Origin of the sequence: Achromobacter agilis, from assembly GCF_900496965.1 — a bacterium.
GTDB lineage: Bacteria > Pseudomonadota > Gammaproteobacteria > Burkholderiales > Burkholderiaceae_B > Achromobacter > Achromobacter agilis.
On record NZ_UFQB01000012.1, the window covers coordinates 1 to 12,422 of the forward strand.

Consider the following 12,422-nt stretch of genomic DNA (forward strand, 5'->3'; position numbering starts at 1 on the left):
AACACCGGGGCATCCTCGACGCCACCCTCGCCCGCGACGCCGGCCGCGCCTGCGACCTGCTCGCCAGCCACATCCGGTTCACCTACGACGCCGTCGCCAGGCTGCCACCCGAGCTGTTCAAGCCTTCCGCCTGAAGCGCCCGCGGGCCGCGCTCAGCCCGCGCCCGCACGGTGCTGCGCCAGCACCTCGCGCATGGATTGCGCCGCGCGCTCCAGGATGGGCACCGCGCGCAGCAGGTCGTCGAGCATCACGCGGGCCGTGGGCGCATGGCAGGCTACCGCCGCCACGACGCGGTCGTCCGCGTCGCGCACCGGCACCGCCACCGCACTCATGCCGCGCACGAACTCTTCGTTGTCGATGCCGATGCCTCTTGCGGCCAGGCGCTCCAGTTCCGCTTCCAGGCTGGCCGGGTCCGTCAGCGTGCGCGGCGTATTGCGCGTGAGCGGCAGCCGCGCCAACACCCGGCCGCGCTCCAGGCGGCTCATGGACGCCAGGAACAGCTTGCCGCTGGCGGTGCAATGCATGGGCACGTGGCTACCCACCGCGAAAAACAGCCGCAAGGGCTCGGCGGTCTCCACGCGCTCCATGTAGACCACGCGGTCGCCATCGGGCGCGGTGAGGTTGCAGGTTTCGCCCAGCGTGCCGACCAATTGCGCAAGCACGGCGCGGCAGGCGCGCGTGAAGGCGGACGCGCGCAGCGTGGCCAGGGCGAGCATCGAGGCTTGCGGGCCCGGCACGTAGCCGTTCTCGGTAGGCGTGGCGGCGACGAAGCCCGCGCGCTGCATGGGCGCCAGAAGACGCATCAAGGTGGTCTTCGGCATGTCCAGCCGCTGCGCCAGCTGGGCCAGCGTGGGTGGATGCTGGGCGCGCGCCAGGTGTTCCAGCACCACCAGCGCGCGCAGCGAACGCGACGCTTCCTGCGTCTCGCCGGCCGCGCCGTCCATCGTTGGTTCCGATGCTGCACTGCGATTTTGAAACCGAATCTGCATATTCTGTTCCACTTTCCCGCCCTTGCGCTTGTTGTGCTTTGTTCCGCGCGACCGCTACCTAGAATCGCCACAAATGCACGAAGGCCCGCACAGTGTCGGACCCTCGATCCAGTATATAAGTGCGCCCCACAACGACAAGCAGGGTAAACGCGCCATCGGCTTTCGACCAGGCGCGCGGCGCCCTGGTGCAGGGAGAGCTCTCGGACATGTCCGATACCGTGGATTACATCGTGGTAGGCGCCGGCTCGGCCGGATGCGTCATGGCCAACCGGCTGAGCGCCAGCGGCAAACATGCCGTCTGCCTGCTGGAAGCCGGCCCCAAGGACAGCTATCCGTGGATCCATATCCCCATCGGGTATGGCAAGACGATGTTTCACAAGGTGGTGAACTGGGGCTACTACACGGATCCCGACCCCAACATGCTGGATCGGCGCATCTATTGGCCGCGCGGCCGCACGCTGGGCGGCTCCAGCGCCATCAACGGCCTGATCTACATCCGCGGCCAGCAGCGCGACTACGACGCGTGGGCCGCCGCGGGCAACCCCGGCTGGAGCTGGGACGATTGCCTGCCCTACTTCCGCAAGCTGGAGAACAATGACCTGGGCCCCGGCCCCACGCGCGGCACCGAAGGCCCGCTCAACGCCACCTCCATCAAGACGCCGCATCCGCTCGTTCAGGGCCTGATCGCCGCCGCGGAAAGCCTTGGCATTCCCCACGTGGACGACTTCAATACCGGCGACCAGGAAGGCGTGGGCTACTACCAGCTCACCACCCGCAACGGCCGCCGCTGCTCCACCGCGGTCGCCTACCTGCGGCCCGCCCAGAGGCGCCCCAACCTGCGCGTGGAGACCGACGCGCACGCGATGGCCGTCCTGTTCGAGGGCACCCGCGCCTGCGGCGTGCGTTACCGGCAGCACGGGCAGGTGCGCACGGTGCGCGCCCGCCGCGAGGTAGTGCTGTGCGCCGGCGCGCTGCAGTCGCCCCAGCTGCTGCAGCTATCCGGCGTGGGCCCCGCCGCGCTGCTGCGCCAGTTCGGCATCGGCATCGTGCGCGACCTGCCCGGCGTGGGCGAAAACCTCCAGGACCACCTGCAGATCCGGCTGATCTACGAGACCGCCCGGCCCATCACCACCAACGACCAGCTGCGCACGCTGTCCGGCCGCGCCCGCATCGGCCTGGAGTGGCTGCTGTTCCGTAGCGGCCCGCTGGCCGTGGGCATCAACCAGGGCGGACTGTTCTGCCGCGTGGATCCCGCCAGCCGCACGCCCGACACCCAGTTCCATTTCGCGACGCTGTCGGCCGACATGGCCGGCGGCAAGGTCCATCCGTTTTCAGGATGCACCTATTCGGTGTGCCAGCTGCGGCCGTCCTCGCGCGGCCACGTGCGCCTGCGCAGCGCGGACCCGTTCGAGGCGCCGTCGATGCAGCCGAACTACCTGTCGACGGAGCTGGACCAGCGCATGACGGTGGCCGCCGTCAAGTACGCACGCAAGGTCGCCTCCACCCCGCCGCTGGCCGGCATGATGAAGCGCGAATTCCGCCCGGGGCCCGACGTGCGCACGGACGACGAGATCCTGCACTTCTGCCGTGAGTACGGGGCCACGATCTTCCACCCGTCGGGCACCGCCAGGATGGGGCCGGCCAGCGATCCCATGGCGGTCGTGGACGAGCGTCTGCGCGTGCACGGCGTGACGGGGCTGCGCGTCGTCGATTGCTCGATCATGCCGACGCTCGTGTCCGGCAACACCAACGTGCCCGTGGTGATGCTGGCCGAACGCGCGGCCGATTTCATCTTGCAGGACCTCCGGCAGGACATCAGGCAGACGCAGCAGGTCGCCGCCTGACCCCCACGGCGCAGGACAACGCAGATTGGCCCGCCACTACACCAAAGGAGGCTAGACATGGCCAAGCAGAACGAAGCCGCGGTGCGCAGAGTCGTCGCCGCGTCGCTGATCGGCGCCACCATCGAGTGGTACGACTTTTTCTTGTATGGCGTCGTCGCGGGCATTGTGTTCAACAAGCTGTACTTCCCCGCCGGCGACCCGGTGATCTCCACCATGCTGGCCTACACCACCTTCGCGGTGGGCTTCATCACCCGGCCGCTGGGCGGGCTGATCTTCGGCCACTTCGGCGACCGCATCGGCAGGAAGAGCATGCTGGTGATGACGCTGATGATCATGGGCGTGGCCACCTTCCTGATCGGCCTGGTGCCCACCTACGCCAGCATCGGCATCTGGGCGCCCATTCTCCTGCTGCTCCTGCGCGTGTTCCAGGGCATCGGGCTGGGCGGCGAATGGGGAGGCGCGGTGCTGATGGCCTACGAGTACGCTCCACCCGGCAAGAAAGGGTTCTACGCGTCGCTGCCGCAGATCGGGCTGGCGATCGGGCTGTGCCTGGCGTCCGGCACGGTGGCGCTGCTGTCCACCCTGCTGACCGACGCGCAGTTCATGGCCTGGGGCTGGCGGATCGCCTTCCTCGTATCCGCGGTCATGGTGGCGGTCGGCATGTACATCCGGCTGAACATCAAGGAAACGCCGGAATTCGCGGCGGTCAAGAAGAACAACGCCGAAAGCCGCATTCCCTTTGCCGACATGTTCAAGCGCTACCCGGGCAACGTCTTCAAGGGCATGGGCGCGCGCTACATCGACGGAGTGTTCTTCAATGTGTTCGGCGTGTTCTCGATTTCGTATCTTACGCAGACCGTGCAGATCACGCGCACCGAGGCGCTCATCGGCGTAATGGCCGCGGCCCTGGTCATGTGCTTTTTCATTCCGTTCTTCGGCCGCCTGTCCGACCGCGTCGGGCGCACGCGAGTCTATTTCTGGGGCTCGCTCATTACCGCCTTGGCGTCCTTCCCAGGCTTCTGGCTGATGCTCAACAGCCAGGGCAGCGTCATGCTGATCTGGCTGGCCATCATCGTGCCCTTCGGCATCCTGTACGCGGCCGTGTACGGGCCGGAAGCCGCGCTGTTCTGCGAGCTGTTCGACGCCAAGGTGCGCTACACCGGCATTTCCTTCGTCTACCAGTTCTCGGGGATCTTCGCCTCGGGCATCACGCCCATCATCGCGACCGCGCTGCTCAAGACGGGCGGAGGCGAGCCCTGGCTGATCTGCCTGTACGTGCTGTTCTCGGGCGTGGTGTCGGCGGCGTGCGCCTGGCTGATCGGGCGCGGGGGGCAGCCCGCCGAGGCGGACGCCGCCGCGCCCCTGCCGCCGGCGAGCCTGCGCAAGGCATGACGCATGCGGCATGGGCCGCGACGCCCGCGATCGGGTTGGCGGCGGCGCGGCCCGCCTCAGGCGGCCGCGACGGGCCGGCCGTAGAAGGGATAGTTCGGGTCGTTGTAGCCATGCGAGGACGCATGGCCGGGAATGACCCAGCCGTTCACGACGGCTTCGTCCTCGGCCGTGATGGCGACGTCCAGCGCGGCATAGTAGTCGTCCATCTGCGCCAGGGTGCGAGGCCCGGCGATAACGGCAGTGACGACGGGATTGGCCAGCACCCAGGCCGTGGCGAAGTGCCCGGGCTGCACGCCGCGCGCCGCGCTGTGCGCCACCAGCTTCTGGGCGACCTGCAGCGATTCCTCGCGGAACTCGGTCGCCAGGATGCGGGCATCGCCGCGCCCGGCACGCGTGTCCGCCGCCGGCGCCTGGCCCGGCAGGTACTTGCCGGTCAACACCCCGCGCGCGATCGGACTGTAGGGCACCACGCCCAGGCCGTAGTGGCGGCAGGCCGGCAGGATTTCCACTTCGGGGCCGCGGTTGAGCATGTTGTAGTAAGGCTGGCACACCACCGGCTGCGGCACGCCCATCTTCTCGCACAGGCGCATCACTTCGGCGATGCGCCAGCCGCGGAAATTCGACAGGCCGAAGCTGCGCAGCTTGCCCGCGCGGATCAGGTCGCCCAGCGCCCACAGCGCCTCTTCCAGGTTCTCCTCGTGGAAGTCGCGGTGCAGGTAAAGGATGTCCATGAAATCGGTGTCCAGCCGCGACAGGCTGGTCTCTACCCCGCGGATCAGCCATTGGCGCGAATAGTGCGACAGGTTCGGGCCCTTGCCTACCGGATTGCCGATCTTGCTGGCGAGCACCCAGTCGTGGCGCTGGCCCTTCAGCAGCTTGCCCACCACTTCTTCGGAACGGCCGCCGTTGTAGACGTCGGCGGTGTCGATGAAATTCAGGCCGTGGTCGCGCGCCGACGCGACAATGCGCGCGGCTTCGTCGTCGGGCGTCTGTTCCCCGAACATCATGGTGCCCAGGCAGAGGGGCGATACCCGGAGATTGCTGCGGCCCAGTCGGCGGTAGTTCATGGCTAGCTTCCTCTCATTCACAGAAATGGATTAGACGCGAGCATGCAACGGCAAGCCCGCGCCCGTCAAATGCCGCGCCTTCGGCTTGCTGCCCCCCAAGGGGGCGTTTTGCCTTGGGGCGGCCCGGCGGCAAAAACACCATCGCATTAGGCCGCTGTCAGCCGAGGACCCCGGAGCCATCCGAAGCGCAGCCCCACCGGGGCGAGCATCGGAATGGCGCAGGGCAACCTCGGCGGTTTAGAACCCCGACATCCGCAAGCTCGAAGCCTCCCACATCCTAGATCCTGAACTTCAGAAGCCAAGCCAAAAACGCTCTAGACGCCCGCGTCCACCGCCGCCAGGATCTTGCCGAACAGCGCATCCGCATGGGCCGAGTCCAGCCAGCGCACGATCACGACCATCTTGCGTTCGGGCTCGACCCAGGTGAACGAACTGCCCGCGCCCACGCCGAAGAAGCTGGAGGCCGGCACGCTGGGGAACACCCGGCCTTCGTGGTTCAGCCAGATCAAATAGCCGTAGTACGGCGCGATCTCGCAAGGCGTTCGCATGGCCTGAATCCATTCGCTGGACAGGACCTGACGGCCGTTGGCCTGCCCGCCGTTCAGCAGCATCTGGCCGATCAGCGCCTGATCGCGGGCGCTGATGGACATGCCGCCGCCCCAATGCGAACCGCCCGGCACGGACGGCATGCGCTGGCCGTCGATCTCGACCCAGGCGTTGTCGTAGCCCACCCATTGCCAGTCTTCGCTGGCACCGATCGGGCGCGTGACGGCTTCACGGAAGACCTCGGGCAAGGGTTTGCGGAACAGGTGCAGCAGCGCATACGACAGCTGGTTGATGCGCACGTCGTTGTATTCCCAGTACGTGCCGGGGCGCTGCAGGGGCCGCGCATCGCCCTTCTTGCCGTCGGGCGGCACGCCGAAGGTGACGGCGCGGTAGCGGTCGGCCTGGTCGGACACGCCGAAGCGCTCGCCTTCCCATTCGCTCGTCTGCTGCAGCAGGTGGCGCCAGGTGATGTCGGCGTTCTGGCCGCTGTCGAAGCCGATGCCGGGCACGCGCTTGACGACCGGTTCATCCACGTCCGGCAGCAGGCCGCTATCGTGCGCCACGCCCGCCAGGATCGCCAGGTACAGCTTGGCGACGCTGAACGTCAGGTCGGCGCGATCGGGCTCGCCCCAGGAGGCGATGGTCTTGCCGTCGACGGCCACCACGCCCGACACCGGGCCGCGGTCGTGGATGGGGCCAAGAAGCCGGTTCCAGGGCGGCGGATCGTTCAGGTGCACGCCAAAATTGCCCTTGACGCTGCGGTCCCAGGCGGATTCATGGTCATTGGCGAACTGGATCGCCTGCTGCATGAGCGTATTCATTCGTTTTCCTCGTCATCATTACTGCGTGTTTTCAATCGGGGCGCCGCGGATCCAGCCCTGCCGGTGCCGCCCCCTTGGGGGCCCGCGCAAGCGGGTTGGAGGGGGCCCTCTACCCCTTCAGGAATTCCATCGCCGCGCGCACGCCGCCCGGGCGATGGGGCACGCCTGCCGCGGCCAGCCCCATTTCCACGCCCGCCAGCGTGCCGCACAGCGTCAGGTCGTTGAAATGGCCCAGGTGGCCGATGCGGAACACCCGGTCGGCCAGCTTGCCCAGGCCCTGCCCCAGCGACATGTCGAAGCGGTCCAGCACCACCTTGCGGAAGGCGTCGGCGCTGTGGCCGGCCGGCATCACCACGGCGGTCAGGGCCGGGCTGTGCGCGGCCGGATCCAGGCTCAGCAGTTCCAGCCCCCAGCCCTCCACCGCCAGCCGGGTGGCGTGGCCGTGGCGGGAATGGCGCGCGTATACCTGCGGCAGGCCTTCCTCCTGCAGCATGGCCAGGGCCTCGTGCAGCCCGTAAAGCAGATTGGTCGAAGGGGTGTAGGGGAAATAGCCGCGCTCGTTCGCCGCCAGCATTTCGCGCCAGTCCCAGTAGGAACGCGGCAGGCGCGCGCCGTCGGCCGCGGCCAGCGCCTTTGCGCTGACGGCGTTGAAGGCCAGGCCAGGCGGCAGCATCAAGCCCTTCTGCGAGCCGGCCACCGTCACGTCCACGCCCCATTCGTCGTGGCGGTAGTCGATCGACCCCAGGGACGAGATCGTGTCCACCATCAGCAGCGCGGGATGCCCCGCGCCATCGATCGCCCTGCGCACGGCCGCGATATCGCTAGTCACCCCAGTGGAGGTTTCGTTGTGCACCACGCACACGGCCTTGATCGCGCGCCCGGCGTCTTGCGCCAGCCGCGCGCCGATCGCCGCCGCGTCCACCGGATGGCGCCAGTCGCCTTCCAGGAAGTCCACCTCCAGGCCCAGCCGCCCGGCCAGCTTGCGCCAGAGGCTGGCGAAATGGCCGGTCTCCACCATGAGCACCCGGTCGCCGGGCGACAGCGTATTGACCAGCGCGGCCTCCCAGGCGCCCGTGCCGGACGAGGGAAAGATCACCACGGGCGATTGCGTCTGGAACACCTGCTTGATGCCGCCCAGCACCGCCAGCCCCAGCGCGCCGAATACCGGTCCGCGGTGATCGATGGTGGGCTGGTCGATGGCGCGCAGGACGCGGTCGGGCACATTGGTAGGCCCCGGAATCTGCAGAAAATGCCGGCCGGACGGATGGTTGTTCAGGGTAAGCATGCGTAGCCCCAAAGTGGAATTTTTTTGTATACCAATGGGAGGTGCCGGCAGACAAACAGCGTTTACCCGGCATTCGGACTTGCAGCATACGTCACTCTATCCCATTGTTTTTACGTAAATAACCTAGGGTATACACCCATCAGACCACGCGCCATCCAGGTTTATAGTTCCGCAAAACATGGGGAATATTTGTATACCAATGAGCAGCGTTCCTAGCCTGATGCCCGAGGCCGCGCCCACTGGCGGCGTGACCGAGGCCCGCGCCGGCGGCAGCCGCACGCTGCCGGCCACGGTGGCCGGGCAATTGCGCGAGCACATCATCCAGGGGGAATTCCCGCCCGGCTCGCGGCTGAACGAACGCGCGCTCTGCGACCTACTGGGGGTGTCCCGCACGCCCTTGCGCGAAGCGTTCCGCCTGCTGGCCGCCGAAGGCCTGGTGCAGATCGAGCCGAACCGGGGCGCTCAGGTGGTGGCGCTGTCCGAGGCCAACATCCGCGAGGCCTTCGAGGTCATCGGCGGCCTGGAAGCCATGTCCTGCCGGCTGGCCTGCGAACGGGCCACGGACCAGGAGATCGCCGAGATCCGGGCGCTTACCTACGAAATGATGGCCAGCCACGCGCGCCGCGACCTGCCCACCTACTTCCAGACCAACCGCGAGATCCACGAACGCATCAGCCTGGCCTCGCACAACAGCCTGCTCAAGCAGCTGTACGACGCCCAGAACGCGCGGATCCAGAACCTGCGGTTCGTGTCGAACGAGAACCGCCAGAAATGGGATCTGGCGATGCGCGAGCACATCGAAATGGCCGAGGCCCTGGAGGCGCGCGACGCCGACAGGCTGGCCGGCATCATGCGCCAGCATTTGCAGCGCAAGTGCGACGCCGCGCTCAAGACCCTGAGCCACGCGCTCGCCCCGCCCTCCGATTCAGACTGACACCCCTTACCCGCCCGACGGATACGCAGTAGATACGCAGTACGTGCAGTGACTTCCACAGGAGCCTCGCCATGGCCGATTGCCGCGTCCCCCCCGTATCATCCCCGCCTTTCCTCCGCCGCTTCCCCCCGCTGAAAGTCTTGGCCGCCGCCGTGCTGACCTGCGCCGCCGTGGCGTCCCAGCCGGCCCTGGCCGGCAAAAAGGACGACACGCTGCGCATGGCCTACGACCAGGCGCCCGAAAGCGTGGACCCCTACTACAACAACGTGCGGATCGGCGTCATCATCGCCGCCAACGTCTGGGACACCTTGCTCTACCGCGACCCGGTCACCAATGAGTACAAGGGGCAGCTCGCCAAGAGCTGGAAGCAGATCGACGACAAGACCATGGAGTTCGAGCTGCGCCAGGGCGTCAAATTCCACAACGGCGAGGAATTCGACGCCGACTCGGTGGTGTACACGCTGAACTACGTCGCGGATCCCAAGAACAAGGCCGTGACGCAGCAGAACGTGGCCTGGATCGACAAGGTCGAGAAGATCGACAAGTACAAGGTCCGCTTGACCACCAAGGAGCCCTTCCCCGGCGCCAAGGAATACCTGTCCACCACCGCTGCCATCCATCCCGCCAAGTACTACAAGGAGGTCGGCCCCAAGGGCATGAACGCCAAGCCGGTGGGCTCGGGCCCGTACAAGGTCGTGGATTACCAGCCCGGCAAATCCATCACGCTGGAACGCAACGCCGATTACTTCAAGGATTCGCCCAAGGCGCAGCCCAAGATCGGCAAGGTCGTCATCCGCTTCATCCCCGACCGCCAGACGCAGATGGCCGAGGTCATCTCGGGCGGCGAAGACCTGATCATGAGCGTGCCCAAGGACCAGGCCGAACAGCTCGGCGCGATGCCCTCGCTGCAGATGGTCACGGGCAACACGATGCGCATCGTCTTCATGCAGATGAACATCCTGGAAGGCACGCCCGCGCCGCAGCTCAAGGACGAACGCGTGCGCCGCGCCATCATCCACGCGATCGACCGCGAGTCCATGCTCAAGAACATCGTGGGCGAAGGCGGCGGCCTCATCAACACCATCTGCACGCCGTCGCAGGTGGGCTGCACCCAGGAAGGCGCCCCCGTCTACAAGTACGACCCGGCGCAGGCGAAGAAGCTGCTGGCCGAGGCCGGCTACCCGAACGGCTTCGACATCGACATCGTGGCCTACCGCGAGCGCAACCAGACCGAAGCCATCATCAACTACCTGCAGGCGGTCGGCATCCGCGCCAAGCTGAACTTCCTGCAGTACGCGGCCATGCGCGACATGATCCGCGCCAACAAGGCCTCGCTCACGCACCAGACCTGGGGCTCGAACCTGGTGAACGACGTGTCCGCCTCCACGCCGGTGTATTTCGCCTTCGGCAACGACGACATCACCCGCGACCCGCAAGTGCGGGACCTGCTCAACAAGGGCGACCACACGATCGAAAGCGGCGCGCGCAAGGCCGCCTACAAGCAGGCGCTGGACCTGATCGCGCAGAAGGCCTACGCGGTGCCCCTGTGGACACTGCCGGCCTATTACGTCGCCACCAAGGACGTGAACTTCAAGCCCTACTCGGACGAACTTGTGCGCTTCTGGGACATGAGCTGGAAGTAAGGCGCAGGCTGCGCCGGGCCGGCCGCGCGCCGGCCCGGCGCAGCGCAACGGAGAGGAAGTCCTATGCTTTACTTCACGATCAGGCGCCTGGGCCTGGCGGTGCTGGTGGCGCTGACCGTCTCGATCCTGGCGTTCCTGCTGCTGCACCTTTCGGGCGACCCGGCGCTGGCCCTGGCCGGCGAAGGCGCGCGGCAGGCCGATATCGAAATGATCCGCAAGACCTACGGCCTGGACCGGCCGCTGGCGGTGCAATACGCCGACTGGCTCTGGCATATCCTGCAGGGTGATTTCGGCACCTCGGTGTATTTCAAGACCGAAGCCGGGCCGCTGATCCTGTCCAAGCTCACGACCACGCTGATGCTGGGCCTGGCCGCCCTGGGCTTCGCGCTGCTGATCTCCATTCCGCTGGGCGTGCTGGCCGCGCTGTACAAGGGCAGCCTGATCGACCGCATCTGCCTGGCCATCGCGGTGCTGGGGCAGGCCCTGCCCAACTTCTTCTTCGCGCTGATCCTGATCATGCTGTTCTCGATCTCGCTGCGCCTGCTGCCGGTATCGGGCAGCGGCACTTGGCAGCATTTCGTGATGCCGGCGATCGCGCTGGGCTACTACGTAGCGCCCGCCTTCATGCGGCTGATCCGCGCGGGCATGATCGAGGTGCTGGCGGCCGACTACATCCGCACCGCCCGGGCCAAGGGCCTGCCGGCGCGCAAGGTCGTCTTCAAGCACGCGTTGCGTAACGCCATCGTGCCGGTGGTGGCGCTGGCGGCCGTGCAGCTGGGCTATCTGCTGGGCGGCTCGGTCGTCATCGAGACCATCTTCGCGCTGGACGGCCTGGGCTACCTGGCCTACCAGAGCATCACCTACAAGGACTACCCCGTGATGCAGCTGATCGTGCTGCTGCTGTCGGTGCTCTACGTGCTCCTGACCCTCGCCTCCGATATCGCCAACGCGTGGCTCGATCCTCGCATCCGGGTGTCCTGACATGACCACGCCCACCCTCACCCCGCCCGTGCCCGGCACGCCCTCGCAGGCGCCGCTGGAAATCTCCGCCTCCGCCCTGCGCTGGCGGCGCCTGCGGCGTAACAAAGCGCTGCTGGCCGGCGGCGGCATCCTGCTCGCCATCGTGCTGGTGGCGCTGTTCGCGCCCTGGATCTCGCCGCATGACCCCTACTTCCAGGACCTGGCGTACCGCACCGCGCCGCCCGTCTGGTACGCCAAGGGAACCTGGCTGCATCCGCTGGGCACCGACCAGCTGGGCCGCGACTATCTGTCGCGCCTGTTCTACGGCGCCCGCATCTCGCTGCTGATCGGCGTCAGTGTGGCGCTGATCTCCGGCCTGATCGGCACGGCCATGGGCATGGCGGCCGGCTACTTCGGCGGCAAGATCGACATGGCCGTCTCCTTCCTGGTTACCACGCGCCTGTCGATGCCCGTGATCCTGGTGGCGCTGGCCACGGTGGCCATCGTGGGCGGCTCGCTCTGGGTCGTCATCCTGGTGCTGGGGCTGCTCAAGTGGGACCGCTATGCGGTCGTCATGCGCAGCGCCACCCAGCAGGTGCGTTCGCTGGAATACGTGGCCGCGGCGCAGGCGGCCGGCGCCTCCACCTGGCGCATCGTCTGGGGCGAGGTGCTGCCCAACGTGGTGCCGCAGTTGATCGTGATCGCCACGCTGGAAGCGGCCAGCGCCATCCTGCTGGAGGCGTCGCTGTCCTTCCTGGGGCTGGGCGTGCAGCCCCCGCTGCCGTCCTGGGGCCTGATGATCTCGGAGGCCAAGGCGTACATGTTCTTCTCATTCTGGCTGATCGCCATTCCCGGGTCCGCGCTGGCCCTGCTGATCTTCGCCATCAACCTGGCGGGCGATGGGCTCCATCAACTCCTGACGCCTGAAGAGAGGGCCTGAC

General features: G+C 67.2%; 10 protein-coding genes. 6 read left to right on the top strand and 4 right to left on the bottom strand.

Annotation, left to right across the window (positions count from 1 at the left end; genetic code table 11):
• Positions 1-152: 152 nt before the first annotated feature.
• Positions 153-1,001 (bottom strand): IclR family transcriptional regulator, encoded by an 849-nt coding sequence (locus AGI3411_RS15235; protein WP_129528209.1) that lies wholly within the window; start codon positions 999-1,001, stop codon positions 153-155.
• Positions 1,002-1,195: 194 nt separating this feature from the next.
• Between AGI3411_RS15235 and AGI3411_RS15240 the strand changes: the two genes are divergently transcribed.
• Both AGI3411_RS15240 and AGI3411_RS15245 read left to right on the top strand, forming a co-directional pair.
• A complete protein-coding gene (locus tag AGI3411_RS15240; protein ID WP_129528210.1) occupies positions 1,196-2,833 on the top strand; it encodes a GMC family oxidoreductase in 1,638 nt (545 codons plus the stop codon).
• Between the two features lie 57 nt (positions 2,834-2,890).
• The gene (locus AGI3411_RS15245; RefSeq protein WP_129528211.1) at positions 2,891-4,225 is read left to right on the top strand and encodes an MFS transporter; all 1,335 of its coding nucleotides are present in this window, start codon (positions 2,891-2,893) and stop codon (positions 4,223-4,225) included.
• 56 nt (positions 4,226-4,281) lie between these two features.
• Here the strand turns inward: AGI3411_RS15245 and AGI3411_RS15250 are convergent, their stop codons facing one another.
• The 3 genes from AGI3411_RS15250 to AGI3411_RS15260 all read right to left on the bottom strand — a co-directional run bounded on the left by AGI3411_RS15250 (position 4,282) and on the right by AGI3411_RS15260 (position 7,944).
• Positions 4,282-5,292 (bottom strand): aldo/keto reductase, encoded by a 1,011-nt coding sequence (locus tag AGI3411_RS15250; protein WP_129528212.1) that lies wholly within the window; start codon positions 5,290-5,292, stop codon positions 4,282-4,284.
• Positions 5,293-5,606: 314 nt separating this feature from the next.
• A complete protein-coding gene (locus AGI3411_RS15255) occupies positions 5,607-6,659 on the bottom strand; it encodes a serine hydrolase domain-containing protein (RefSeq protein ID WP_129528213.1) in 1,053 nt (350 codons plus the stop codon).
• Between the two features lie 109 nt (positions 6,660-6,768).
• Complete coding sequence (locus tag AGI3411_RS15260; protein WP_129528214.1) at positions 6,769-7,944, bottom strand: pyridoxal-phosphate-dependent aminotransferase family protein; 1,176 nt, start codon at positions 7,942-7,944, stop codon at positions 6,769-6,771.
• A gap of 199 nt (positions 7,945-8,143) precedes the next feature.
• Between AGI3411_RS15260 and AGI3411_RS15265 the strand changes: the two genes are divergently transcribed.
• From AGI3411_RS15265 to AGI3411_RS15280, 4 genes are all read left to right on the top strand, one after another.
• Entirely contained in the window at positions 8,144-8,878 is a 735-nt protein-coding gene (locus tag AGI3411_RS15265) for a GntR family transcriptional regulator (RefSeq protein ID WP_129528215.1), read from the top strand.
• A gap of 140 nt (positions 8,879-9,018) precedes the next feature.
• A complete protein-coding gene (locus AGI3411_RS15270; RefSeq protein ID WP_244240365.1) occupies positions 9,019-10,521 on the top strand; it encodes an ABC transporter substrate-binding protein in 1,503 nt (500 codons plus the stop codon).
• 63 nt (positions 10,522-10,584) lie between these two features.
• Positions 10,585-11,502, top strand: a complete 918-nt coding sequence (locus AGI3411_RS15275) for an ABC transporter permease (protein ID WP_129528217.1) — start codon at positions 10,585-10,587, stop codon at positions 11,500-11,502.
• Position 11,503: 1 nt separating this feature from the next.
• Positions 11,504-12,421: an ABC transporter permease gene (locus AGI3411_RS15280; RefSeq protein ID WP_129528218.1), complete on the top strand. Its 918-nt coding sequence runs from the start codon at positions 11,504-11,506 to the stop codon at positions 12,419-12,421.
• The last annotated feature ends 1 nt before the right edge of the window (position 12,422 follow it).

What these genes read in the sequence shown, in the direction of transcription:
- AGI3411_RS15240 (WP_129528210.1), top strand. Translation starts at nt 1,196, where the DNA reads ATGTCCGATACCGTGGATTACATCGTGGTAGGCGCCGGCTCGGCCGGA.
- AGI3411_RS15245 (WP_129528211.1), top strand. Translation starts at nt 2,891, where the DNA reads ATGGCCAAGCAGAACGAAGCCGCGGTGCGCAGAGTCGTCGCCGCGTCG.
- AGI3411_RS15250 (WP_129528212.1), bottom strand. Translation starts at nt 5,292, where the DNA reads ATGAACTACCGCCGACTGGGCCGCAGCAATCTCCGGGTATCGCCCCTC.
- AGI3411_RS15255 (WP_129528213.1), bottom strand. Translation starts at nt 6,659, where the DNA reads ATGAATACGCTCATGCAGCAGGCGATCCAGTTCGCCAATGACCATGAA.
- AGI3411_RS15260 (WP_129528214.1), bottom strand. Translation starts at nt 7,944, where the DNA reads ATGCTTACCCTGAACAACCATCCGTCCGGCCGGCATTTTCTGCAGATT.
- AGI3411_RS15265 (WP_129528215.1), top strand. Translation starts at nt 8,144, where the DNA reads ATGAGCAGCGTTCCTAGCCTGATGCCCGAGGCCGCGCCCACTGGCGGC.
- AGI3411_RS15275 (WP_129528217.1), top strand. Translation starts at nt 10,585, where the DNA reads ATGCTTTACTTCACGATCAGGCGCCTGGGCCTGGCGGTGCTGGTGGCG.
- AGI3411_RS15280 (WP_129528218.1), top strand. Translation starts at nt 11,504, where the DNA reads ATGACCACGCCCACCCTCACCCCGCCCGTGCCCGGCACGCCCTCGCAG.